This window comes from Alicyclobacillus tolerans (assembly GCF_900142255.1).
GTDB lineage: Bacteria > Bacillota > Bacilli > Alicyclobacillales > Alicyclobacillaceae > Alicyclobacillus_I > Alicyclobacillus_I tolerans.
The window spans coordinates 37,733-62,007 of the sequence record NZ_FRAF01000010.1; the positions used below are offsets into that span (position 1 = coordinate 37,733).

Genomic DNA, 24,275 nt, shown 5'->3' on the forward strand with positions numbered 1-24,275 from the left:
GCCGCCCTATAGGATTGCGGCAACATAGTGGGAGGAAGCAGCATGAAATACGTTCTCAGTCGTTTGTCGTTTTTTATCGTATCTGTTTGGGCTGCTGTGACGATTAACTTTGTTTTGCCGCGCATGATGCCTGGCAACCCTGCCGACGCTATGTTTGCCAAATTCCAAAACAATTTGACACCCCAGGCCATGACGGCGTTAAAACTCGAATTTGGGTTCAGCAATCAACCTCTGATAGTCCAATATTTCGACTATCTTAAGGGGCTTATCACCCTCCATTGGGGGTTGTCTTTCACGTACTACCCTACTCCAACCAAAACTGTCATAGCGCATAGTTTGCCTTGGACCATCGGTTTAGTAGGGATAACAACGTTAATCTCTGTCTTTTTGGGAACAGGGCTTGGTATTTTAATTGCTTGGCGGCGTGGTGGTGCTCTGGACAATACACTTCCTATTGTCTCGCTGTTTTTTCAAGCGGCCCCCTATATGTGGACAGGACTTTTGTTGCTTTACTTTTTAAGCTTTAAACTGGGATGGTTTCCATTAGCTCATGGTTATGCGCTCAGTGTACAGCCGTCTTGGAGCATTTCGTTTATTTTGTCAGTTTTAAAACATGCGATTTTGCCAGGTATTACGATTTTCCTGGGTTCATTTAGTGGTTGGTTGATAGGGATGCGCAACAATATGATTTTGACGCTAGGTGAAGATTACGTTGTTTTTGCAGAGGCAAAAGGTGTGCGACCTTCCCGGTTAATGCTCATGTATGCTGCACGAAACGCCATTCTTCCTCAGATCACCAGCTTCGCTATAGCGATAGGCAACGTCGTGAGTGGCTCGATTCTTACAGAAGTTGTTTTCTCATATCCCGGTATTGGAGCGCAGTTGCAAGCTGCAGTGCTGCAACAAGATTATCCGTTGATTCAGGCTGCCTTTTTAATGATCGCGTTGTCAGTACTTCTTGCTAATCTGTTGGTTGACCTGCTCTATAGTCGACTTGATCCGCGAGTTCGTGCAGGAGGTGCCACTGTATGATGACGCATCCTCTTGAAGATATCCATGCGAATGAAGTCAATCTTCCCATCAGACGTAAAAGATTTCGTTTTTTTCGTTTACTTTGTTCCGATCGTCGTTCGTTGGTAGGATTGTGTCTCTTTTCTCTATTTTTATTGGTCGCCGTTTTGGCGCCTGTGATTGCGCCCTACAATCCACTTTCAACGAATTTTGCTATGAATTTGCCTCCAAGTTATGCTCATTGGTTTGGTACGACGGCTACAGGACAGGATATATTTTCGCAATTTATCTACGGAACACGCACCACTTTAACGGTAGGTATGGGTGCTGGGCTCTTGGCAACCTTGATTGGACTGGCATTTGGTGTAACAGCAGGTTATATCGGTGGGTGGGTAGATACAGTACTTAACTTTGTCACGAATATTTTTCTGGTTCTGCCGAGTCTCGCTCTTCTCATTGTCATTGAATCAATGGTGCATAATACCACGCCTTGGATTAACGGATTGATTATAGGTTTCACTGGCTGGGCTTGGGGAGCTCGAGTTTTTCGAGCTCAAACGATGTCGCTGCGCAATCGCGAGTTTGTTACAGCAGCGCGTCTTTCAGGAGCTTCCACTCTGCGAGTTATGGCTGCGGAAATTATTCCTAATATGACGAGCGTCATTGCTTCTAACATTATTTTTGCTTGTCTCGGTGCCATTCTTGCTGAATCTGGGTTAGCCTTTCTTGGACTTGAAAGCGTCAATTCGGTCAGTTGGGGGACCATGCTCTATTGGGCGCAAGCAGGTGGAGCGTTACTGAACGGCGCTTGGTATTGGATTGTTCCGCCAGGGTTGGGAATTGCTTTAGTTGGTCTATCGCTAGTGTTGATGAATTTCAGTATTGATCAATTAACAAATCCGCGCCTGCGCAAGCAAGGAGGGAAGCGTCGTGAGCAAAGTACAGCCCGTTCTAGAAATTGAAGATGTCACAGTTGTTTATGACAGCCCCTCTGGGCCAGTACAGGCAGTTAGTGATGTTAATTTAACTGTATATCCGGGAACCATTGTTGGTTTAATCGGTGAATCGGGATCGGGAAAATCGACATTAGCAAACGCCATTATGCGCTTGTTAAGAGGCAATGCTCGACTAACTAAAGGACAAATTCGTGTGATGGGAACCGATATTTACGCTTTAAGCAAACGAGAGCTTCGCACATTTCGTTGGAGTCGAATGTCAATGGTCTTTCAGAGTGCAATGACAGCACTAAATCCTGTGATGACGGTGGAGAAACAAATTGTAGACACGTTTCGCAGCCATCGTCCACAAATGTCTGTCAAGGAGGCTAAAGAACGAGCGCGTGATTTGCTGCGGCTCGTGCGTATTGACGAAAAACATTTGCGCAGTTTTCCACACGAGTTATCGGGTGGAATGCGCCAGCGCGTAGTCATTGCTATTGCTATTGCATTGGAACCGCAATTGGTCATTATGGATGAACCCACAACAGCTCTCGATGTGGTAGTGCAACGGTCGATACTTAATCAAATTCAGGAACTGCAGGCTGAGCGAGGCTTTGCCATCCTATTTATTAGTCATGATTTCAGTTTAGTAACAGAAATTGCTTCACGTGTTGCCATTATGTATGCGGGACGAATGGTTGAGAACACAGAAGCAAAAGTGCTGTTGCCAGAAGTTGATCATCATCCCTATACAGAAGGGCTCATGCGCGCTATTCCACGTTTGACGTACGAAGATGTTGTGATTGAAGGCATTCAAGGACATCCACCAGATTTAATTGATTTGCCGAGTGGATGTGCGTACTCCCCGCGCTGTCCGTATGCAACAGCTGCATGTATGGAAATCCGTCCGACATTGCATCGATTGTCACACGCCACGATTGAATGCCATCTCTACAGTCCAACCAAGGAGGGAGATTCGGAATGGCCGGCCAAGCAGCTTTTGTACAAGTCGACGACTTGAAAATTCGTTTTTCTATTCGAACACGTAAAGGGCCGGCATTTATCACGCCTGTTGACAATGTGAGCTTTCATATTCAACCTGGCGAAGTTTTGGCTCTTGTCGGTGAGTCAGGAAGTGGAAAAAGTACCATAGGCCGTTCCTTGGTTCGTATTCTTGAACCGACAGCAGGGAAAATTCAAGTAGCAGGTCAAGATGTTACGCACATTCGTGGTCGTTCATTAGTGAACTATCACAAAGTAGCGCAAATGGTTTTTCAAGATCCTTTTGGTTCACTGAATCCTGTAAGAACGCTGGAGAAACATCTGGAATTTCCTTTGCGCAAGTATCGTGCAAAGAACCATGCTGAAGTATCTGCCCATATTGATTATCTTTTGCAACGAGTAGGTCTTACACCAGTGCGTGAATTTCGTATCAAGTATCCGCATGAATTGTCTGGTGGGCAACGCCAGCGACTTGCCATTGCACGTGCACTGGCAGTGAGTCCAGAGTTCATCGTGGCAGACGAACCTATTTCCATGCTCGATGTTTCCATTCGTGCAGGAATTTTAGAGTTAATGAACGAGTTAAAACAAGATTTTCAACTTTCCTATCTTTATATTACGCACGATTTGGCGTCGGCTCGTTACTTTGGAGATCGAATCATGGTCATGTATGGCGGACGAGTCATGGAAAGTGCATCGTCGCGCAGTTTACTCAAGCATCCATTGCATCCTTACACGCGTCTCATGTTTGCTGCAACGCCTGGAAGTGATTGGAGCAAACCGTTACCGGAAACAAGTAATGAGGCACCTAACTTACTGGAAGGTCGTAAAGGATGTCCATTTGCTCATCGTTGTTTATTCGTTCAGGAGCGTTGTAGAGAAGAGACGCCTGCGCTGCGTGAGTTTGAAAAAGAACACCATGTTGCTTGTCATTTTGCAGAAACCTTACAGTAAATTTCAAATTTCATGAGTGTTTCTGGACGATTTGTCTGGTTTTTGGGAAATGGGGGCAGTTTGCCATGCAGAAAATGTTTCGGCAAGCCATGAGTTTAAATGGTTATTGGCAGATGCGAGCGGTCGGTGAGATAGAATGGAATCCAGCAAAGGTGCCAGGTTCCGTCATGCAAGATTTATTGACGGCCGGGAAAATTCCGGATCCTTTTTATCGTGATCACGAAGCGATTGCTTTAGAAATAGCTGCTAAAGACTATGAATATGAACATGAGTTTATAGTAGACGAATCATTTCTAAAGGCTGATTATGTTTGTTTGCTAGCTCATGGTCTAGATACATTAGCGACAGTCTGGATAAACAGTTCTTGTCTAGGCAGAACTGAAAACATGCATCGTACTTATGAATGGAATGTCAAAGATAAACTTTGTAATGGTAAAAATATCATACGAATTCGCTTTGATTCTCCCTTGCAGTACGTGGAAAAGATGCAAGAAAAATTTCCACTTTGGGGCCCCGATCACACGATTGCCGGTTTCCCGCATTTGCGCAAAGCACATTACATGTTTGGTTGGGACTGGGGTCCGAAAATTCCAGATGCAGGAATTTGGCGATCATTAGAATTGGTAGCTTTTTCGGGAGCTCGACTTTTAGACGCATCGATTTTGCAGACTCATGAAGCTGATCAGGTTTGGGTCGATGTGCTGACTCAAATTGAAACGTATGAAAAATCCGAAGCGTTAAACCCTGAGGTGGTTGTGAGGCTGATGCACCCCAACGGGTTTGTTCAAGAGGAACGCACTGTAGTTTGCAATGGCCATGCAGATGTTCGTATACAAGTTAAAGATCCTGAACTTTGGTGGACGCAAGATTTAGGTAATCAGCCGCTGTATCAAGTGGAAATTACGGTTGGTCAGCAAAATAAGGTCTTTGATCAACGAAGCTATAGAATTGGTTTGCGTACGTTGACAGTGGTTCAGCAGCCTGATCGGTGGGGAAAATCTTTCGCTTTTGTCATTAATGGAGTTCCCATATTCGCGCGTGGAGCCAATTACATTCCAGAGGATAATTTGCTGGGAAGAACTGGACGAGAAAAAACGGAACGCTTAATCCATGCCTGCAAAACAGCTCATTTCAATATGATTCGAGTCTGGGGAGGCGGCATTTATCCAGGAGATGATTTTTACGATCTCTGTGATGAATATGGACTCATTGTCTGGCAAGATTTAATGTTTGCCTGTGCGGTATATCGTTTAAGCGAAGAATTCCAAGCTAATATTTGTGCAGAAGTAGAAGATAATCTCCGCCGTATTCGCCACCATGCCTGCCTTGGTCTCATATGCGGCAATAATGAGATGGAACTCGCTTGGCATGATTGGGATCTACCCAAGTCAGTAGAACGGCAAAAAGACTATTTGCGAATGTTTGAGGAAGACTTTCCAGCCATTTGCCAAGAAATCGCCCCCCAAACTTTTTACTGGCCAGCTTCTCCTTCATCAGGTGGAGGATTTCGCTCGCCAAATAGTGAAAGTGAGGGAGATGTCCATTATTGGGAAGTATGGCATGGACTAAAACCTTTTACTGACTATCGCAAGTATTACTTTCGTTTCTGTTCTGAGTTTGGTTTTCAATCATTTCCATCCATGAAAACTATATGTAGTTTTACAGAAGAACAGGATAGGAATATTTTCTCTTATATCATGGAGAAACATCAAAAAAACGGATCTGCAAATGGCAAGATTCTCTACTATTTATCGGAGAATTTCAAATATCCGAAAAATCTTCAAGCTCTATCTTATGTTTCACAAATTTTGCAGGCAGAAGCCATTCGTTATGGTGTAGAACACTGGCGACGAAATCGCGGTCGCTGTATGGGAACCTTGTATTGGCAGTTAAATGATTGTTGGCCTGTAGCCTCGTGGTCGAGCTTAGATTCGTTTGGTCGTTGGAAAGCATTACATTATTTTGCTAAACGTTTTTATTCTCCGATTCTACTCAGTGCATGTGAAGAGGGGAGTACGGTCGAATTACATTTAACCAACGATTCACTCGCTCCCGTTCAAGGAAAAGTTTCCTGGTTTTTGAAAAAATTCGATGGCACGGTCGTCGCACATGGACATGAGGAAGTCCAGATATCGGCAATGGATAGTCGCATCCTATTGCAAGTTGATTTGAATTCTCAACTTCAGTCAGGTCATGCTCGACAAATGTTCTTCCAGTACGAAGGTCAATTTGGTGAAAATCACTCGTCAACAGGAACGGTAATTTTCTGTAAAGCTAAGCATTTGGAGCTTTTGTCTCCCGATATTTCTTTAGATATGGAAGAACTGGACGATCATTTTGAAATCCATTTGACAAGTCAAACTTTTGCAAAGTACGTCATGCTTGAATTATCAGAAGCAGACGGCGTTTTTAGCGACAATTATTTCGATCTTCTGCCTGCAACTCCGTATACCGTTTTGCTTTCTAAAAAATTTCTTTCGGAAGATTTGTCACTGAATGAAGTGTGTGAACAAATTCGAGTTTACAGTCTGATAGACAGCTATGAGAACACTATTGATTCCCACAGGTTGACTGAGAAAGGAAGTTATATCATTGACTAAAAACTGGAATTTTCCTGGAGATTTTTTGTTTGGTGTAGCCACCTCTGCCTATCAAATTGAAGGTGCAAGTCGTGAAGATGGTCGCACACTTTCGCACTGGGATACTTTTTGCTATGACGGTAAAACGTATCAAGGTCATAATGGTGACATTGCCTGTGATCACTACCATCGTTTTCCGGAGGATATTGCTTTAATGGCCGATCTCGGTGTTCAAGCTTATCGCTTTTCGTTTGCTTGGCCGCGAATTTTTCCGGAAAAAGGAAAGTTAAACATGCGCGGTATAGAATTTTATCATCGGCTTCTGGATGAACTGGAAAAACATCATATTGAACCCGTAGGAACTATCTACCACTGGGATCTTCCTGCTTGGTTGGCAGAAGAAGGTGGGTGGCTGGAACGGAATGTAATTGACCATTTCCGTGAATTTAGTGAAACTCTTTTCAAACATTTTGGAAAGCGCATTTCAAAGTGGATTACGCATAACGAACCTTGGTGTGCGTCTTTTCTGAGCTACGGTATTGGTGAGCACGCACCCGGACACCAGAATTGGCAGGAAGCCGTGATGGCAGCTCATCATATCTTGCTGTCTCACGGGGAAGCGGTAAAAGCGTATCGGCAGCTTGGCATGGATGGACAAATTGGAATTACGCTCAATTTGAATGTTTGTTATCCAGCTTCAGAAAGCCCAGAAGATAAGCAGGCTGCAATGCTGGCTGACGGATTTTCAAATCGTTGGTTTCTTGATCCGATTTTTCACGGGTATTATCCAGAAGATATGCTTGAAGCATTTCAAACGCATGTTTCTGATTGGGATTTTCTAAAAGATGGAGATGTAGAGACGATTGCCGTGCCCATCGATTTTCTCGGTGTCAATTTTTATTCGCGCAGTGTTGTTCGGCATTTTTCAGACAATCCGTTTCTTCAGGTTGAACAAGTGCCTGCTCATCCTGACGTTTGTACAGCTATGGGATGGGAAATTCATCCGGAATCTTTGTATCGATTATTGACTCGTTTGGCCAGCGAATATACTTCTATTCCGATTTATATTACGGAGAACGGGGCTGCTTTTGATGATGTGATGGTAGATGGAAAAGTGTCTGATCCTGCGAGAATTGACTATTTGGAAGGGCATCTGCGGGCAGCAGAACGGTTTTGTTCAGAAAACAAGCAACTCAAAGGGTATTTTCTCTGGTCACTATTGGATAATTTTGAATGGGCGCATGGATACAGCAAACGTTTTGGTATCGTACACGTCGATTTTGCAACCCAACGACGTACTCTCAAAGAGAGTGGTGAATGGTATAAAAAGTTAGTCCATATGCATCGACAGCTTACACATGTCGAATAATTGACAACTAGGCATAAGCAAAATAGAGAAAAATGATGCAGTTGAAGCGATAAAACCGCCAAACAGACCATAGAATGGGAGTGTTTTGTTGGTGGTTATCGCTTCTTATTTTATTCCTACCATGAATAGTTTTTACCCTTGGTTAAGTGTTATCTCATAAATACCATTCTTAAATATCTCAAATGTAATTCTATATTCGATATATTTCTAGTATATAACAATCAAATTTAAATCGACATAAAATAGATGGAGATGCGAAACTCATTGTTTCATTTTTCAACGTCAATCAGGGCGTGGAAAGAGTTTCTGTTTCCTTGTCATCTGGAGCATGGTCTTGACAGATTCCCATGGGATAGTCTTGTTGATTGACACGAATAAACCCAGTTTGGAATACACGAGCACTTTGTTTGATTTTGCAAAGATCCTGGCAGTAAATGCAGTAGAATTGTTCCACGTTACACCGTCCTTCAAGGTTAGACTTTGATAACGCGTGCTTGCAAAAACTGTCCGGGATGGTGTTGAATCATACCCTCTTTACCATATTTATTCTGAATTTGGTAACCTCGATTCGTTAGGTTCTCAATTAAGTCTTGTTGAGCTTTCCAAGGTAAGTTGCGCATAAAAGGTTCAAAAATGTGTGCAGCGCGAAACCAAAATTCAATAGTTTTGTCGATATGAAATGTATTTCCAATCATTTCGACTGGATAAATTTGTACTTGATCGTATGTTTCGTCTAGAGTATCGATGATTTCACGAACAGTGTCTTCTGAGGGCAGTTGATCGGTTGTCGAATTTCTTAAAGTTTCGTTATTCTCATAAATAGGTGTCAGCCATTCTGTCATAAAAGGTTCTGTCTGTGGAAATTGAAGTCCATAGACGGTGGTAAACCATGCACCTGGCTTGCAGACTCGGTGTATCTCTTTCAATGTTACTTGAATATTCGTGAAATGTAAAAATAGACACCCTATCGCCGCGTCAAATGTATTGTTTTCAAATGGAAGCTCCTCGGCTGTTGCTTGCACAAACTTGACCGAAGACTCAGGGTAACTTTTCAGTTTTTGCAAGGAACGATTTAACATTCCAACAGAAGGATCGATGGCAGTGACTAGGCCGTGTGAACCAACCTGATTCACCAGTCCTCCTTCTAGTGTCAGTGCACCAGTGCCGCAGCCAAGTTCTAGGACATGCATACCTGGTTTCAACTTAGCGTTTGTAAGCACGAGAGAGCGTAGTTCTTGAGTGTTAGTGAGGGTATTCATAACGTCATCATAATCTTGCATTTGACCAAAACCGGCAAATCGGTTCAGTTGTGCACGTTTTTCTAGAAATCCAGTAGCTTCCAAAAACTGTCGAAATTTATAGAGATGCTTTTCTCCACGTTGCGTCAAACGAATGGACATGTCTGATGTATGGGTCACCCATTCAGCTGCACCATAGTCGAGAATCAACTTAAATTCTTCTTCTAAGCGATAAATTGACCAGGGACGATGAAAGGATCCGCTGACAAAATCAGTGGCTAACATGGGCTGGTAATATTGTATAGCCTGGTAATCATCATAGGCATTTACAATAAACGCCAACCAGAATATATTTTTCGGAGTATAGCGTTGCATACTTGTTTCCAATAACTTTGAGGCAACGAAGATCATGCTTTCATCCAGACCTTCTTGACCTAAGCGCAAATGCGCATAAAATGCTGCGGTGCTGGTAATCGCGTCAATCATAGCATTGGTGGCGACTACCTTTTGAAAATATGGTTGGATGAATGGGTGAGAAAATAATTCTGTCGTCCAATATGTGTGAACCAGTTTTTGCGCCTCTTGGTTAATCAGGTTTTGATATTCTTGGGTAATTTCCATCACGGCTACATTAGTAAGTGTTGGCCCTACTAATACATTTTCTTTCAGTAAGTTTTGCATAATTGGCGCGAGTCTGGGCAATTCATCAGTAATGTCAGGCATATGGTTTCTCCTTCCTCACGTCCTATCCTATTTTAGTAATTTTATCACGTTTGGAAGAGATAGGTATAGATTCGAGAAAATTGAAATAAATCAGTTATTTTGCTGGGTTGCCATTACCCATTCAGCGAATTTTCATTGGATACGAATATAGACCAAAAACAAACCCACTAATAATAGGCTCCCATTCTGCTGGCACAGCTTGAAACGAAGAAAATCGTTGCAGCATGGTATGAATGGCAATTTCTGCTTCTAATCTGGCGAGAGGCGCGCCTAAACAAAAATGAATGCCATGTCCAAACGCTAAGTGATGATTCGGCGAACGGTAAATATCAAACGTATCGGGATTTGTAAAGATACTTGAGTCTCGATTGGCGGCGGCAAGCCAAATCGTAACGTGATCGCCCGATTTCATTTCTACCCCGTAAAATTCGATATCTTCTGTGACGATGCGGCTCGTGGCTTGGACTGGCGAGTAATAGCGGAGCGTTTCTTCGATTGCGGAAGGGACGAGGCTATGATCATGTTGTAAATCTTCCAGTGCTTGCGGATATTGCAACATACACCTCCAAAAATTTGTTATCAAATTTGTGGTTGTTTCGTTGCCAGCGGCTAAAAGTAAAATACAAAAACTAATCAGTTCTTCAGCGGTTAGTTTTTCTCTTTCTAAATTAGCTTCTAAAAGTATGGCAATCAAACTGTGTTCAGGATGTTGAGATTTAGTCAAAACATCATAAAAATAATGTCGCATTTCTTCACGAGCAACCTGTTTTCTCTGCATTAAATCCATGATGATTTCCGGCGTGAGACTAGAAGGTCCTTCCACCAAAACGTCTGACCAACGTTTAAATTTTTCACGGTCTTTTGCAGGAATACCCATCATTTCAGCGATCACGATTACAGGTAAAGGATAGGCGAGCGTGGATACAAGGTCGATTGTCTCTCCTGTTTCGTTGTTGATAGATATGGAGTTGAGCAGTTCGTCGACAATTTCTTGAATACGTGTTGACCAATGACGGATGGCTTTGGGTGTGAATGCAGTATTGACCAGACTACGAAGCTGAGTGTGGCGAGGAGGATCTAGATTTAGAATGCTGGGGCGAGGATTTGTCATATTTCCTGAATTTCGGAATCGTTCAGATGAGAAGTGTGTATGATTTCGAAGCGCTGTTTGCGCTTCGGTATATCCGAATATGTGCCAACCCCCGTATGAATCGTCTGCTAACACTGCGCCCTTCTCAAGTTGTTTGCGATACCAGGGAAAAGGATTGAGACGTTCTTCTTTGGAGCGAGAAGCGGAACGTAAAAAACCACCCACAGCCGGAGTGCTTAAATCTATTTTGGTATCCATCCTTCATTACTCCTTTGCTTTCTTGGCGTACGTCAACGTATATTTTACCGCTATACGCAATCAGTTTCTTTATTAGAAGGGATGAATCTATATTAAATTACGAAAAATTCCATAATTGACGTCAAAATGATGACGTGTAAAAGTTGGTGGGTTTAAAAATAATAGAAAAAGAGTATTGTTGTGAAAAGAAAATTGAATTACGCATAGGCCGCTTCTTCTCTTGCAATTCTTGTAACGATGTGCAGTAGTTTAAGTTGTGAAGAATCTGCTGCTCCTCAAGCATCTCCTGTCCAATCATTAAATAAGCTTGTTCATGATGTCTCGGATGATCTCGCTCTTCATCTGCAATGGCCACTGCGATAAAGTTCTTTGAAACGTCTAAACCAACATAATGACGAGTTTTACGAGTGATGACATTGATGATATGTCTCAAACGGAAAGAATCCAGTTCGCAATGTCCTCAATAACTTGTTGATCTACATGTTGTGCCACCCGATACTCCTTTTTCGCTTTGCGAATCTCTCCATATACAGCAGGCATAAACAGATGATTCAGGTTTGGGTAGAGTTTGAATGTGACATTTGGCTTATCGCCGAGCAGGTCTTGATAACCACCAAAGTCCTTTTCGACGGATAGATGGAAATCCTTATCGCCCTGCAAAATCAAGACGGGTTTGTCTAATGTCTTGAGATAATCAGTGGACGGATGTTCTCCCATTTCTTTGAAGTAGTACGCCCTGGTATATTTGCCTAACAGCTTGGTCGATTTCGCTTCTTCGTCGCTGAGGTTATAGATGTTGCCAAACTTGGCGGACAGTGCGGAGATCTGTCTCTTTGCAATCACTTTCAAAAACCTGTTTAAAGAGTTCAGGACATCGTTGTTTTGATCCATCAAGATTTCTTCCAATTTGCGCGGAGAACCAGCCATGATGATGATTCCCGCGAACTGTCCACCTTCTGCATCGATTCGAGGTGCCAGCATTCCGCCTAAACTGTGACCAATCATAAACACTTTGTTCGGATTGATCCTCGTGTCGTTGCGTAAGAATTCAGCCGCCAGGATGGCATCTTCGATGGTTTCTTCCCTCACGGAGATGCCAACGTCATCTTTCATTTGTTTGCCGTAAACGAAGGTTCTCTTGTCGTAGCGTAAAACCGCAATCCCTTTTGCCGACAGACCTTCTGCGAGGTCTCGAAAAGGGGAATTGTTCCCGACCTTCTCATCCATATTGCTCGGACCAGACCCATGAACCAATACGACTGCTGGACATAACCCATTCGTCTCATCGGGAATGGATAACATGCCATGGAGCGGATGGGTGGTTTTTGCACCGATAACAACGCTTTCATCAGCCATTGCCCTTACCCCCCTGGGAAACAGACTCAGTAGGGCGCCTGCCCTTTAACATATCTTCAGTGCCGCTCTTGTCGGGCGTAAACATACGAAGCCACAACGGTAATCAGCGCCCATAAGAGAACGGGTATGACGACAGCCACTGTTGTGAATCGGTTTATCGGCAAGACCCAAGCAAGAATCACGATGAGAATTCCCATCGGAATGCCCAATTGTCCGCTCAAACGATGCGTACGATTCCAAGTTTCCTCACTGGACAACGTCCAAGGCGTGCGAACACCAATCCACCAATTCGGTCGGAGTCGTGGCAAGACATTTGCAATCAACATGAACATCAGACCGTATGCGGTCAGAGCAAAACGCATGGTGCCAATGTGCAAAAGGTGTCCCAATACCGTGAGATAAATCAAACCTACACATACGACGATCACGCCACCGATATATCGATACGTCCCCCAGAACGATTCGTAGTTCTTTTTCCTCGGATCAATCCGCCACAATACATGCCACAGAAGGATAATGGCGAGTATCATGAACGGTTTGTTCATCACAGCAAGAAGACGGGAAATGTAAAGCGTCGGCTTTCCCGCATGAACATGGCTTGGAACCTGGGAGGGGAGATGAAAGTACGCAAGACCACCGAGCACGATGGCGACAGCCCAGGACAGCCAACCCCACCAAGGCATTGCACTCTTCTTATTCAGCATTATCGCCACCCCCAAAATGTTCAAGAAGCCATGCCAGCCATTCTTGTAAAATAGTTGTGTTGAGCCTGTAAATGATATAGGTTCCCTCGCGCTGATCGACGACCAAATTCGCATTCTTGAGTACATTCAGGTGACGACTAATGGTCGGCTGAGCGTGCGAGAAGTGATTGGCAATTTCACCAGCCGTTTTCGGACCTTCCTTCAATAATTCGATAATTTTCCTGCGTGTGCCGTCCGACATGGCTTTAAACACACGTTCATTCATGGGGTTTCATCTCTTCCCGGACCTTCCATGCTTATCTAGCAGCAACTTTTTTGTTTCAGTATATAGCTATATGGCTAATAAAACAATAGACGTAAACCCTTAGAGTCTTAAGGGCGTGCATGTATCCTGAGGAGTAGTCACGTGTTTCATGGAAATTTGAAAGTGGAAGTCTCCTGACTCTGTCACGAAAATCTATGAAGAGCAGGATAAGTCTCAGCGCAATTAAGGAAATGCTGGTTGACTAAGGATGCGAAACTTGAGTCACTAATATTTGGACAATCGTCCGTTGATTTTTTTATCAATCGATCAAAATACAAATCAAAATAAAGATTTAGAATGATCAATTGTGGTGCTAGGTTGAAAGTGTGGATACAACGAATTGAGAATGTGAAAATAAGTAAATCGATGCGAGGTGTCTATAAAGGCGAAGCATTACGATAACGACTTTAAGCCCAATACCGTCAAATTGCTTTTAGAGGATGGGAATCCAGCTTCCCAGGTGACACGTGAACTTGCCATCACCCTTAAGCCTCTGATCGGTTCATAATTTGACTATTCGGCAGAAAAGCTGAACAAATTTCTTATGGGGGTGTCATCGTGAGTGAAATCGCTCAAACACCAAAACCACCTTATTTCGCAGTGATTTTCACATCTGATGATTCTATTCAAAACTGGAAAGAGAATAAACGGCATTTGATCGCCCAAAGACCGGGGAAGTCTCAATGGTATTTAAGATACAAAACCAGAGTGACTAAAGTTGAGCGGGACTATGGGTTTGAAAAGGATTGACCCTAACAATAATTCGAGTCGTTCTTGGGTGTGGCGACAGGAGCGAATGTCTTCGGAGGACTTGAATCCGCTAATACATTAATATAGAGCGATGGTTTGCGAGCTTTAATGCATTAGCGGTCAGCAGAATACGGCATCCACCCTTTGACAGGCAGAACGATGGAATGACAAGGGATCAGAAGAGACCCTGAGAGACATGAGAGGGTAAGCCGTAAAGGTGTATGTAGACATCCAATGGTAAACCATATTTGGGAATCATGGGCTTACCCCTTGTTTCCGCACACCCACATGGCAAATCCAACGAATCTTCCCGCTCCATCTGTGTCATCTGTCCATCATGTCAAACATGAAAAACTGCGAATGAGCGAGAATGGGTGAGAAAACGAAAGAACATAGAGAGATTCTTAACTTCGTTATAATCTCAAAAGTGGCAAATAACTCATGCTAGTGATGATAAATATGGACTCCAAAAAGTAGAAATTGATTTTCAACGGGAGCTTTGTCTAGAGAAATTAACTTGTACACTAGTCTTGTTCTGCTACAAAACGATAACCAATTCCTGGTTCTGTGACAATGTAGAGAGGCTGAGTAGAATCGGTCTCTATTTTTTTTCGCAAATGACCGATATAAACTCGTAAGTAATGGGTTGAATTATTGTAGTCAACATTTCCCCATATTTGTGTTAAAAGTTGCTTGTGGGTCACTACTTTACCGGCATTTTGCATTAAAATTTTGAGTAAATCGTACTCAATGGGTGTAAGTTTTATAGTTTTTCCATGCAGTTCCACTTTTCTTTGCACAAAGTCAATGCGAATCCCTTTCAACTCAATTACAGGTTCATCGACTGTTTGACTTGCATGGCGCAGAGCAACACGGATTCTAGCAAGTAACTCATTCATGCCGAAAGGTTTAACCATGTAATCATCTGCACCCAGATCGAGGGCAGTTACCTTATCTCTTTCATCTTCCTGAACAGTTAATACAATAATCGGAACCTGCGTCCATTCACGTAGATTTTTTAATACTTCAAGCCCTGACATATCTGGTAACCCTAAATCAAGGATAATAAGATCTAGGCGATTCATGCCTGCATTCATCATGCCCTTTTCACCACTAGAAGCTTCTATAATTTGATAGCCGTGGGCTTTTAACGTGAGTCGCAATAGTTTTTGGATAGCAGGTTCATCATCAATGATTAAAATTTTAGCACCAGTCTGGTTCAATTTTTATCATCCTTGCGAATTTTTTGGGAATGAACAGATTGAATGGGCAGTTGCACTATTATACGCGTTCCACGAGGAAATGCATTTTCAGCACGAATCTTTCCACCGTGGGCTTCAATCACAGAATGACAGATTGCTAATCCAAGGCCTGTTCCCGAAATATGTGTTGTATTACTAGCCCGATAAAATTTATTAAAAATCAAGTGCTTTTCATCATCAGGTATGCCTATACCATAATCGCGCACTTCTATATGTAAATGTTGAACATCCTTTTGAATCGAAATATCAATAGGCGAATCTTGTTCAGAATACTTTGCAGCATTGCTGATAATGTTGACTAATACTTGTTCCAATAACAATTCGTCAAGATACATTTCGGGAATATCGCCATCTGTTGAGATATGGACGGGATGAGTTTGAAGAATTTCTTTCAAATCCGCTAAGGCAACTCCCAATATATCTAAGATATCCGTTTCTCTTCGTTTAAGCTGCATCATACCGCTTTCAATTCTCATCATGCCGATTAAGTTAGAGACCAGACGATTCATGCGCATGGCGCCTTCACGAATAGTAGATATCAGCTCCAAACTATCTTCAATAGACAGCTTGTCAAATGAGTCGATTAAGCCGCCTGATGCACCAATAATGGTGGTCAGAGGAGTTTTTAACTCATGTGAAATAGAGTTGATAAGCGCTGTCCGCAGACGTTCCGACTCTGCAGCTAAATGAGCTAATTGGGCTTGCTCTTCATAGTGAATACGTGCAAGAGAGATGGCGGCCAATCCAGCAATGGCGTGTAAAATCTCAATGTGATCGCGATGAGTTGAAATGGTATAATTTCCCGGTTCACCGATACAGAGTACACCATAATTATTTTCATCCGCTTTAAGGGGGATGTATAAAAGAGCAGCAGATTGGTAAGTTTTTGAGCCGAGACCAGCTGTTTGTCCATGACGAAATACCCATTTTAGAATATACTGGTCGGTTTTGGCCATGACCTGTTGGTCATGTGTCGTAGAAAAATAATATTTGAACTCTTTTTCTTGAGATAAAGCAATCATGGCCTGAGTATCAAAAGCATTTTCTACAAACTGTAGAATGAGGTTGATGATAGCCTCGATTTGACTGTTCGCTGCCAATTGACGACTTAATGAGTATAAAGTATTGGCGATTGCCTCTCGTCTTTTGGCCTCTTCAGCACGTCTGCGCATCTGTGAAGCTAAACTAGCCGTGAGTATGGCAACAGTTAAAAAAACTGCAAAAGATACTAGAAAGCGTAAATCACTTACTGAATAACTGAAAATTGGAGGGATAAAAAAGAAATCAAACAGTAGTAGGCCTAAGCATGCTGACAGAATGCCAGGACCCAGTCCGTAGGTTACCGATGCTATAAGAACGGGTAAAAGGTAAAGCATGGCAATGTTAACGCGATCGTACGTAAATCCGATGATAAACAAAAGTAAAGTGAGTACCCCGTTCATTCCAATCGTAACTGTATAGGCTGTCAAGCGATTTTTATTGCTGATTAGATAACGGATGATCGGGATTTTTTTGATAAATGCTATATAACTTTTTCGATTGCCTTTATGAGTAGAGTCTAAAATCTGCCACTTAGGAGAGAAACTTTTCATTCGTCTTTCCCTCTCGAATTTTTATCGTTCCACAATTTCCTCTCTAGTTATATCTCTAATGAATCTTAAAGAGTCGATTTTTACGTTTTTTTTATGTCTAACAGCTAAATTTATCATCCAAATTGATGAAGAAGCCATGTAAACTCAGGTCTGTAATCGAACGACAGATTGAGTGAAAAAGTGGAATGATGCAAAAACGCTTTAGAAGGGTGGTCGGAAATGGGGGATTTAATTTCCATTTTATTGTTTTGTGCCATTTTTGCGTTTTTTATTTTGGTTTATCGTTGGTTTGACAGGACATAGAGCAAAGGAGTTGCGAATATGTGGTTTCTGCTATCGTTAGCCATTTTGCTTATGGGGTATTTAACATACGTTATTTTTCACCCGGAAAAATTTTGAAAGGTTAAAGAGGGCTTTAGGAGGTGAACGGAATGACTGTAGAAGGAATACTACAAATTTTACTGGTGCTGATTTTGATGTTTTTATTTGGAATACCGTTAGGTCGATATATCTATACTATTTTTTCCTTACAACACAGTCGAATGGATCGTCTTTTTATGCCAGTGGAACGGTTCTTATATCGATTGATTGGCGTTGATTCATCTGTGTCAATGGATTGGAAAGCATATCTCCGTGCCTTAATGTTGGTGAATTTTGTCATGCTGTTGTTTGCCTATCTTATTTTTCGCTTACAAGGTCGATTACCTCTTAATCCAGACAAAATTCCAGGAATGTCTCCTGCTCTCGCTTTTAATACAGCAGCCAGTTTTATCACCAATACAAACTGGCAAAATTATGCTGGTGAGACGTCCATGTCCTACCTAGGACAAATGCTAGGTATTACTTTTTTACAGTTCACTTCAGCAGCTACAGGCTTAGTAGCGGCAATAGCATTTGTTCGGGCAATCGTTCGCAGTAAAACGGATAATTTAGGTAATTTTTGGGTGGATATTATTCGCGCTCATACCCGGTTGCTCCTACCGATGTCTTTTCTACTGGCCTGCGTTTTAGTCGCTCTCGGCGTTCCGGAAACTTTACAAGGGGCCGCTATTGTACACACATTATCGGGAGATGTTCAGGTAATTGCTAGAGGACCCGTGGCGAGTTTGGAAGCCATTAAACAGCTAGGGACCAATGGAGGAGGTTTTTTTAATGCCAATTCCGCTCATCCATTTGAAGATCCAACAGCATTAACGTGTGTTCTGGAAATTTTGGCAATGGGAGTTACTGCAACAGGTTTGATATGGACGCTTGGCCTATTTCTCAAAAACCGTAAGCAGGCTATAGTCCTTTATGTTTTTTTAACAGCCATTCTGATGTTAGGTACTTTTATTATTTATGGGAATGAAGCGGCTGGTAATCCTTTAGTTCATCAAGCGTTTGGCATTCATGGTCCCAATATGGAGGGTAAAGAAGTTCGCTTTGGTATTCCTTTGACCAGTCTATTTACAGCTGCAACCACCGCGTATACTACGGGTGCCGTAAACGCTATGCATGACAGTTTAATGCCCATCAGCGGACTTGTACCCCTATTATTCATGATGTTTAACGTCATTTTTGGCGGTAAAGGAGTAGGTCTTTTAAATATTTTGATGTTTTTAATCATTACAGTATTTCTTTCTGGACTGATGGTGGGTCGAACCCCAGAAATTTTTGGAAAGAAAATTGAAGCTCGGGAAGTCAAATTGGCTACAGTCGCTATGTTGGTTCATCCCTTTGTCATACTTGTTCCAACAGCGATTGCTATAGCTACCCAAGTTGGCAGAGCGTCTATTTTAAATCCAGGATTGCATGGATTTACAGAAGTCTTATACGCATTCACTTCGGCAGCAGCCAATAATGGATCGGCTTTTGCAGGGCTAAACGGAAATACGGAATTCTATAATCTGGTGCTTGGAGTCGTCATGTTGCTTGGACGTTATATATCCATTTTGGCGATGTTTGCTATTGCTGGGTCAATGATTCTTAAACCTATTATCCCTGCTTCGGAAGGTACGTTGAGAACAGACACTTTTTCATTCGGAGGTGTCTTTGTGGCAGTATTTGTAATTGTTGGAGCTTTGACATTTTTCCCCTTCTTAGCCATTGGACCCATTGGCGAACAGTTACAGATGATGCATACGGTTTCTCATATCGTCCACTAAAAATGAGCAGAAGGAGGGTTATAGAATGTCAGTGACAAAGGGTACGCTTTCAGCAGAAATTTTAAAAAGTTCATTTCTGGAGTCCTTCAAAAAATTCCATCCGAAAATATTATTTCGCAATCCTGTCATGTTTGTAGTCGAGATCGGCATGTTGATTACGTTTTGGCTGACTATAGACCCTTGGGCCTTTTCTTCCAAAGTTTCTTTGGGACATGTGGCATCAGCTCGTGGATATAATTTGGCAGTCACAATAATTTTGTTTTTTACAATTCTATTCGGTAATTTTGCGGAAGCAATTGCTGAAGGAAGAGGGAAGGCGCAAGCGGAGACACTGCGTAAAACCAAAACAGAGCTTATAGCCCGCCTGCAGCAGCCAGATGGCACATTTGCTCAAGTCCCTGCCAGTAGTTTAAAAAAGGGTGATATTGTCAAAGTTGTAGCGAATGAGATTATCCCTGCCGATGGCGAAGTTTTGGAAGGTATTGGGAGTGTTGATGAGTCCGCCATTACAGGTGAGTCTGCTCCAGTGATACGTGGCGCTGGTGGAGATTTTAGTTCTGTCACAGGTGGAACTAAATTATTGTCGGATGAGTTTTTGATACGTATAACTGTCAATCCTGGAGAATCGTTTTTGGATAAGATGATTGGACTCGTGGAAGGAGCAACTCGTCAAAAAACTCCCAACGAGTTAGCGTTATCTGTGTTGTTGGCAGGGTTAACACTCATTTTTCTCATTGTTATTGTTTGTCTGCCCCCTGTAGCTGATTATTTGGGGAAAAGCTTAAACATTGCCACGCTCATTGCTCTGTTGGTTTGCCTAATTCCCACAACCATAGGAGCTTTGCTCTCGGCTATTGGCATTGCTGGTATGGATCGCGTGATTCGCTTTAACGTTATTGCCAAATCTGGTAAAGCGGTGGAAGCTGCCGGAGATGTCAATACGTTGATTTTGGATAAAACCGGAACAATTACAATAGGTAATCGATTGGCTTCAGAGTTTATTCCTGTTGGTGGTCATGAAGAAAAGGAATTAGCCGAGCAAGCAGTCCTATCTTCTTTGTTTGATGAAACGCCCGAAGGTCGTTCTGTGGTTGAGCTTGGTCAAACTATGGATATTCAATTGCGTCGCGAGGATTATGTTGATGCGGAGAATGTTGAATTTAGTGCGGACACACGAATGAGCGGATTAAATCTTAAGAATGGCTTCATTATCCGTAAAGGGGCAGTAGATGCCATCAAACGATATGTTCAAGAACAGGGCGGGGAAATCCCGGAAGACTTGGATCACTACACTGAACTGATTGCCAAAGATGGCGGTACGCCTTTGGCAGTCATGGTGAATAAAGAAATTTACGGTTTGATTTATCTGAAAGATATTGTTAAGCCGGGAATGCGCGAACGATTTGCTGAGCTGCGCAAAATGGGGATTAAAACAGTTATGTGTACGGGAGATAATCCGTTGACAGCCGCAACCATTGCTAAAGAAGCTGGAGTAGATGATTTTATAGCAGAAGCTAAGCCTGAGGATAAGATGCAGTTAATCCAGCGAGAACAAGAACAGGGAAAATTGGTGGCTATGTCTGGTGATGGTACGAATGATGCGCCCGCCTTGGCTCAGGCGGATGTGGGCCTAGCTATGAATACTGGTACGGCAGCTGCTAAAGAGGCAGGAAATATGGTCGATCTCGACTCTGATCCGACCAAGCTGATTGAAGTAGTTTCCATTGGTAAACAGTTATTGATAACGCGTGGAGCTTTGACCACTTTCTCCATTGCTAATGATGTAGCGAAATATTTTGCCATCATACCTGCCATGTTTGTAACGATGATTCCCTCACTACAAGTTTTGAATATTATGCACCTTTCTAGTCCAAGAAGCGCTATTCTTTCTGCGCTTATCTTTAATGCGTTGGTGATACCAGCTTTGATTCCAATTGCAATGCGTGGTGTTAAGTATCGCCCAATGAGTGCTACCCAGATGTTGATTCGTAATCTACTCATTTTTGGAGTGGGTGGGGTCATAGTTCCTTTTGCGGGCATTAAGCTCATTGATGTGATATTGACAGCAACGGGTTGGTTTTCCTAAAAAGACGAGAAAGGGGTGCCAGGATGGTCAATATTATTCGTTCTATTCGCTTCACGATAGTGTTTGCTGTGATTTTAGGAATTTTCTATCCCTTAGCAGTATTAGGTATTGGGCAATGGTTTTTTCCATGGCAAGCTAATGGAAGTTTAGTCACATTCCATCATCATAAAGTAGGTTCTATGCTTATTGCACAAGCAGTAAATCAACCAGGACTGTTTCAACCTCGCCCTTCAGCAGTGCAATATAATGCAGATGGCTCTGGAGGTTCTAATTTGGGTCCAACGAATCCAGCATTACTTAAAGAAATTCAACAAAATATCCAAAAAATAGAGAAACAAAATCCCAATATACCTATTCAAGAGATACCCACAAGTATGGTGGAATCTTCAGCATCGGGCCTGGATCCGGATATTACGTTACGAGATGCGCAACTACAAATTAGCCGGATCGCTCAAGTTACTGGCCTTTCGAAGAACTGGTTAGAACAATTGATAAAAAAGGATACCATCCATCCAACATTCGGTATTTGGGGGGTGCCTATGCTCAATGTGATGCAATTAAATTTAGCTATTGAAAAGAAATTACAAAACTCAAAAGAGTAAAATCCATAGTTAAAGACGAGGTGTTAGGATGCAAAAAGATGTTACTCGCAAAGGCGTGCTTAAATTGTTTATTGGAGCCGCTCCAGGGGTTGGTAAAACATACACCATGTTGCGAGAAGCTAAATTCTTACTTGAAAGAGGAAATGACGTAGTCATTGGATTCATTGAGACACATCAAAGAGAGGAAACCTATCGACAATTGGATGGATTAGAAATGATTCCTCCACTACAGATAAAGGTAGGGCAATCTATCTACAAAGAAGTAGATTTACAAGCGATTTTAAGGCGCAGACCTGAGTTTGTCATTATTGATGAACTGGCGCACAGTAATGCGCCAGGTTCAATTTTTTCTAAGCGTTATCAGGATGTTGAATTTTTGTTGGATAACGGAATTTCTGTCCTGACTGCAGTCAATGTTCAACATATTGAGGGAATACATAAGGAAGCAGAACAAATTACCGGCATAAAGGTGCGAGAACTGATACCGGAATCATTTGTGCGTCGAGCTGAAGAGGTGTCATTAATAGATGTCACGCCGGAAACGTTGCGACAGCGTTTACGTGACGGCAGTATCTATCCTAAAGATCAAATTCAGCAAGCTCTTCAGCATTTTTTTAAGAAAGAAAATTTATCTGGATTACGTGAACTTGCACTTCGAACTGTTGCTGATGATGTGGAAGAACGGTTGGAGAAATCCTATTCACGACAGAAAATACCCGGACCGGTTGGCGTGCGTGAGGTCATTATGGTTTGTGTCAGCCATTATCAAAGAGCTATTTTGTTGATTCAAAGAGGCCAAAGAATGGCTATTCGCTTAAAGGCGGATTTCTATGTCTTGGCAATTGCGGATACAGCGGAAGATTTACTTTCTGACAAAGAAAAAAAAGAAATGGAGAAAATACGGCAATTAGCCGAAGAAAATGGTGCAGAATGGTTGGTTGAATCCAAAAATGATCGTCCCATAGGGGAAGTAATTTTAAAAATGGCGGATCGATACAAGGTTACGCAAATCGTTTTGGGGCAACCGGCTCCCTCAAGACAACGTCTTCTTCAGTGGCAATGGCATCAACCTGTTCGCTATTTGCTTCGTAAATTACGATATACAGACTTGAGAATTGTTGGATGGCGGGATTTAACGCCTGGCGAAGTAGCGGCGCGTTATTCAGCGAGTAACCGAATTGCACGTTCTCGAAATTTATACGGGAACCTAACGATTTATATTGGAGCCGCTCCGGGAGTCGGCAAGACGTATCGGATGCTTCAAGATGCTCATGACTGGAAAGCTAAAAATAAAGATGTCGTTATAGGACTAATTGAAACACATGGTCGTGAGGATACACGCCAACAAATCGGCAATTTGGAAGTGATTCCTCAGCAAATTATTCGCTATGAGGGGCGAGGATATCCGGAGTTAGATGTACAAGCCATATTAAAAAGAAGACCGGAAATTGTTTTAATTGATGAACTTGCTCATTCAAACATTCCTGGAAGTATTCATAAAAAAAGATATCAGGATATACTTTATATACTCGAACACGGCATTGATGTAGTGACAGCAGTTAATATTCAACATTTAGAAAGTCTAAAAGATAGCGTTGAACATATCACAGGTGTCAAGGTACGCGAACGAATTCCTGATTGGTTTATGAAATTAGCTACAGAGATTAAGCTCATTGATGTGACACCAGAAACGTTGCAACAAAGATTAATGGAAGGAAGAATTTATCATATAGATAAAATTGAATCGGCTATACAACATTTTTTTCAATCTACTAATTTGGCTGCATTACGTGAACTAGCTTTACTAGAAGTAGCAGATGATGTAGATCAGAAATTACATGCGAAGCAAGATCGACATCAAATCAGGGCAATGGAATCGGAAAGTATTTTGGTTTGCGTTAATTATCGTTCACATTCAGAAAAATTAATACGACGAGGCTGGAGAGTTGCTGATAGGCTGGAAGCTAAATTATATGTACTTGTAGTTCAAACGAGTGAAACCTTGAGTGACAAAGAACAAGCAGACTTTCAAAACATTCAATCTCTGGCAGAACAATTTTCTGCGACGTTTTTGATTCGACATTCTCTACCTAAAAAGGTAGGCACAACTATTGTGGAAATTGCCAAAGCATTAGGGGTATCTCAATTGGTTATGGGGCAACCCATTCGCCGTGAATATGGATTAGCAAGGTGGAAAAGAAGTCCTATTGATGACATTCTCGATCACGCTGAATTCGTTGATTTACATATTGTTTCCTATACACAAGGTACTCCAGAAAAAAAATAATCTTTGCTCAAATTCTATCCCTGAGA

The 24,275-nt window shown here is 42.2% G+C and carries 20 protein-coding genes; 12 read left to right on the forward strand and 8 right to left on the reverse strand.

Features of this window, described 5'->3' with window-relative positions:
• The first annotated feature begins 42 nt into the window (after positions 1-42).
• The 6 genes from BUA75_RS07000 (at position 43) to BUA75_RS07025 (ending at position 7,853) form a co-directional block, all read left to right on the forward strand.
• The gene (locus BUA75_RS07000; protein WP_072873894.1) at positions 43-1,032 is read left to right on the forward strand and encodes an ABC transporter permease; all 990 of its coding nucleotides are present in this window, start codon (positions 43-45) and stop codon (positions 1,030-1,032) included.
• Positions 1,029-1,973, forward strand: a complete 945-nt coding sequence (locus BUA75_RS07005) for an ABC transporter permease (protein WP_083574157.1) — start codon at positions 1,029-1,031, stop codon at positions 1,971-1,973. Before BUA75_RS07000 ends, BUA75_RS07005 begins: the two co-directional genes overlap by 4 nt.
• Complete coding sequence (locus BUA75_RS07010) at positions 1,942-2,970, forward strand: ABC transporter ATP-binding protein (protein ID WP_072873895.1); 1,029 nt, start codon at positions 1,942-1,944, stop codon at positions 2,968-2,970. Before BUA75_RS07005 ends, BUA75_RS07010 begins: the two co-directional genes overlap by 32 nt.
• Entirely contained in the window at positions 2,931-3,905 is a 975-nt protein-coding gene (locus BUA75_RS07015; RefSeq protein WP_072873896.1) for an oligopeptide/dipeptide ABC transporter ATP-binding protein, read from the forward strand. Before BUA75_RS07010 ends, BUA75_RS07015 begins: the two co-directional genes overlap by 40 nt.
• Before the next feature lie 65 nt (positions 3,906-3,970).
• A complete protein-coding gene (locus BUA75_RS07020; RefSeq protein ID WP_242650266.1) occupies positions 3,971-6,505 on the forward strand; it encodes a beta-mannosidase in 2,535 nt (844 codons plus the stop codon).
• Positions 6,498-7,853, forward strand: a complete 1,356-nt coding sequence (locus BUA75_RS07025; protein WP_072873897.1) for a GH1 family beta-glucosidase — start codon at positions 6,498-6,500, stop codon at positions 7,851-7,853. The genes BUA75_RS07020 and BUA75_RS07025 overlap by 8 nt, the downstream gene beginning before the upstream one ends.
• A gap of 473 nt (positions 7,854-8,326) precedes the next feature.
• Here the strand turns inward: BUA75_RS07025 and BUA75_RS07030 are convergent, their stop codons facing one another.
• The 6 genes from BUA75_RS07030 to BUA75_RS07055 all read right to left on the reverse strand — a co-directional run bounded on the left by BUA75_RS07030 (position 8,327) and on the right by BUA75_RS07055 (position 13,487).
• Positions 8,327-9,814 carry a class I SAM-dependent methyltransferase gene (locus BUA75_RS07030; RefSeq protein ID WP_072873898.1) on the reverse strand — a complete coding sequence of 496 codons (1,488 nt, stop codon included), beginning with the start codon at positions 9,812-9,814 and terminating at the stop codon, positions 8,327-8,329.
• Between the two features lie 121 nt (positions 9,815-9,935).
• Complete coding sequence (locus BUA75_RS07035) at positions 9,936-11,162, reverse strand: cytochrome P450 (RefSeq protein ID WP_072873899.1); 1,227 nt, start codon at positions 11,160-11,162, stop codon at positions 9,936-9,938.
• Positions 11,163-11,283: 121 nt separating this feature from the next.
• Complete coding sequence (locus tag BUA75_RS07040) at positions 11,284-11,595, reverse strand: hypothetical protein (protein WP_072873900.1); 312 nt, start codon at positions 11,593-11,595, stop codon at positions 11,284-11,286.
• Positions 11,592-12,518, reverse strand: a complete 927-nt coding sequence (locus BUA75_RS07045) for an alpha/beta hydrolase family protein (protein ID WP_072873901.1) — start codon at positions 12,516-12,518, stop codon at positions 11,592-11,594. Before BUA75_RS07045 ends, BUA75_RS07040 begins: the two co-directional genes overlap by 4 nt.
• A gap of 56 nt (positions 12,519-12,574) precedes the next feature.
• A complete protein-coding gene (locus BUA75_RS07050; RefSeq protein ID WP_242650267.1) occupies positions 12,575-13,222 on the reverse strand; it encodes an SdpI family protein in 648 nt (215 codons plus the stop codon).
• The gene (locus BUA75_RS07055; protein WP_072873902.1) at positions 13,212-13,487 is read right to left on the reverse strand and encodes an autorepressor SdpR family transcription factor; all 276 of its coding nucleotides are present in this window, start codon (positions 13,485-13,487) and stop codon (positions 13,212-13,214) included. The genes BUA75_RS07050 and BUA75_RS07055 overlap by 11 nt, the downstream gene beginning before the upstream one ends.
• 597 nt (positions 13,488-14,084) lie before the next feature.
• Here BUA75_RS07055 and BUA75_RS07060 point away from each other — a divergent pair.
• A complete protein-coding gene (locus tag BUA75_RS07060; RefSeq protein WP_072873903.1) occupies positions 14,085-14,276 on the forward strand; it encodes a hypothetical protein in 192 nt (63 codons plus the stop codon).
• Positions 14,277-14,800: 524 nt separating this feature from the next.
• Here the strand turns inward: BUA75_RS07060 and BUA75_RS07065 are convergent.
• Together BUA75_RS07065 and BUA75_RS07070 are read right to left on the reverse strand one after the other, a co-directional pair.
• Entirely contained in the window at positions 14,801-15,499 is a 699-nt protein-coding gene (locus tag BUA75_RS07065; protein ID WP_072873904.1) for a response regulator, read from the reverse strand.
• On the reverse strand, positions 15,496-17,130 hold the full coding sequence (locus BUA75_RS07070; RefSeq protein ID WP_083574158.1) for an ATP-binding protein: 1,635 nt from the start codon (positions 17,128-17,130) through the stop codon (positions 15,496-15,498). The genes BUA75_RS07065 and BUA75_RS07070 overlap by 4 nt, the downstream gene beginning before the upstream one ends.
• Before the next feature lie 321 nt (positions 17,131-17,451).
• Here BUA75_RS07070 and kdpF point away from each other — a divergent pair, with 321 nt between their 5' ends.
• Genes kdpF through BUA75_RS07095 form a run of 5 tightly spaced genes read left to right on the forward strand, consistent with a single transcriptional unit; the run spans position 17,452 to position 24,249 of the window.
• Positions 17,452-17,529 (forward strand): K(+)-transporting ATPase subunit F, encoded by a 78-nt coding sequence (kdpF, locus tag BUA75_RS16525; RefSeq protein ID WP_072873950.1) that lies wholly within the window; start codon positions 17,452-17,454, stop codon positions 17,527-17,529.
• 32 nt (positions 17,530-17,561) lie between these two features.
• Positions 17,562-19,274: a potassium-transporting ATPase subunit KdpA gene (kdpA, locus tag BUA75_RS07080; protein ID WP_072873905.1), complete on the forward strand. Its 1,713-nt coding sequence runs from the start codon at positions 17,562-17,564 to the stop codon at positions 19,272-19,274.
• Between the two features lie 25 nt (positions 19,275-19,299).
• Positions 19,300-21,360 carry a potassium-transporting ATPase subunit KdpB gene (kdpB, locus tag BUA75_RS07085; protein ID WP_072873906.1) on the forward strand — a complete coding sequence of 687 codons (2,061 nt, stop codon included), beginning with the start codon at positions 19,300-19,302 and terminating at the stop codon, positions 21,358-21,360.
• Positions 21,361-21,383: 23 nt separating this feature from the next.
• Positions 21,384-21,962, forward strand: a complete 579-nt coding sequence (gene kdpC / locus BUA75_RS07090; RefSeq protein ID WP_072873907.1) for a potassium-transporting ATPase subunit KdpC — start codon at positions 21,384-21,386, stop codon at positions 21,960-21,962.
• Between the two features lie 28 nt (positions 21,963-21,990).
• Positions 21,991-24,249 carry a histidine kinase gene (locus BUA75_RS07095; RefSeq protein WP_072873908.1) on the forward strand — a complete coding sequence of 753 codons (2,259 nt, stop codon included), beginning with the start codon at positions 21,991-21,993 and terminating at the stop codon, positions 24,247-24,249.
• Positions 24,250-24,275: the final 26 nt, after the last annotated feature.

What these genes read in the sequence shown, in the direction of transcription:
- BUA75_RS07000 (WP_072873894.1), top strand. Translation starts at nt 43, where the DNA reads ATGAAATACGTTCTCAGTCGTTTGTCGTTTTTTATCGTATCTGTTTGG.
- BUA75_RS07005 (WP_083574157.1), top strand. Translation starts at nt 1,029, where the DNA reads ATGATGACGCATCCTCTTGAAGATATCCATGCGAATGAAGTCAATCTT.
- BUA75_RS07015 (WP_072873896.1), top strand. Translation starts at nt 2,931, where the DNA reads ATGGCCGGCCAAGCAGCTTTTGTACAAGTCGACGACTTGAAAATTCGT.
- BUA75_RS07020 (WP_242650266.1), top strand. Translation starts at nt 3,971, where the DNA reads ATGCAGAAAATGTTTCGGCAAGCCATGAGTTTAAATGGTTATTGGCAG.
- BUA75_RS07030 (WP_072873898.1), bottom strand. Translation starts at nt 9,814, where the DNA reads ATGCCTGACATTACTGATGAATTGCCCAGACTCGCGCCAATTATGCAA.
- BUA75_RS07035 (WP_072873899.1), bottom strand. Translation starts at nt 11,162, where the DNA reads ATGGATACCAAAATAGATTTAAGCACTCCGGCTGTGGGTGGTTTTTTA.
- BUA75_RS07045 (WP_072873901.1), bottom strand. Translation starts at nt 12,518, where the DNA reads ATGGCTGATGAAAGCGTTGTTATCGGTGCAAAAACCACCCATCCGCTC.
- BUA75_RS07050 (WP_242650267.1), bottom strand. Translation starts at nt 13,222, where the DNA reads ATGCTGAATAAGAAGAGTGCAATGCCTTGGTGGGGTTGGCTGTCCTGG.
- BUA75_RS07055 (WP_072873902.1), bottom strand. Translation starts at nt 13,487, where the DNA reads ATGAATGAACGTGTGTTTAAAGCCATGTCGGACGGCACACGCAGGAAA.
- BUA75_RS07070 (WP_083574158.1), bottom strand. Translation starts at nt 17,130, where the DNA reads ATGAAAAGTTTCTCTCCTAAGTGGCAGATTTTAGACTCTACTCATAAA.
- kdpF (WP_072873950.1), top strand. Translation starts at nt 17,452, where the DNA reads ATGTGGTTTCTGCTATCGTTAGCCATTTTGCTTATGGGGTATTTAACA.
- kdpA (WP_072873905.1), top strand. Translation starts at nt 17,562, where the DNA reads ATGACTGTAGAAGGAATACTACAAATTTTACTGGTGCTGATTTTGATG.
- kdpB (WP_072873906.1), top strand. Translation starts at nt 19,300, where the DNA reads ATGTCAGTGACAAAGGGTACGCTTTCAGCAGAAATTTTAAAAAGTTCA.
- kdpC (WP_072873907.1), top strand. Translation starts at nt 21,384, where the DNA reads ATGGTCAATATTATTCGTTCTATTCGCTTCACGATAGTGTTTGCTGTG.
- BUA75_RS07095 (WP_072873908.1), top strand. Translation starts at nt 21,991, where the DNA reads ATGCAAAAAGATGTTACTCGCAAAGGCGTGCTTAAATTGTTTATTGGA.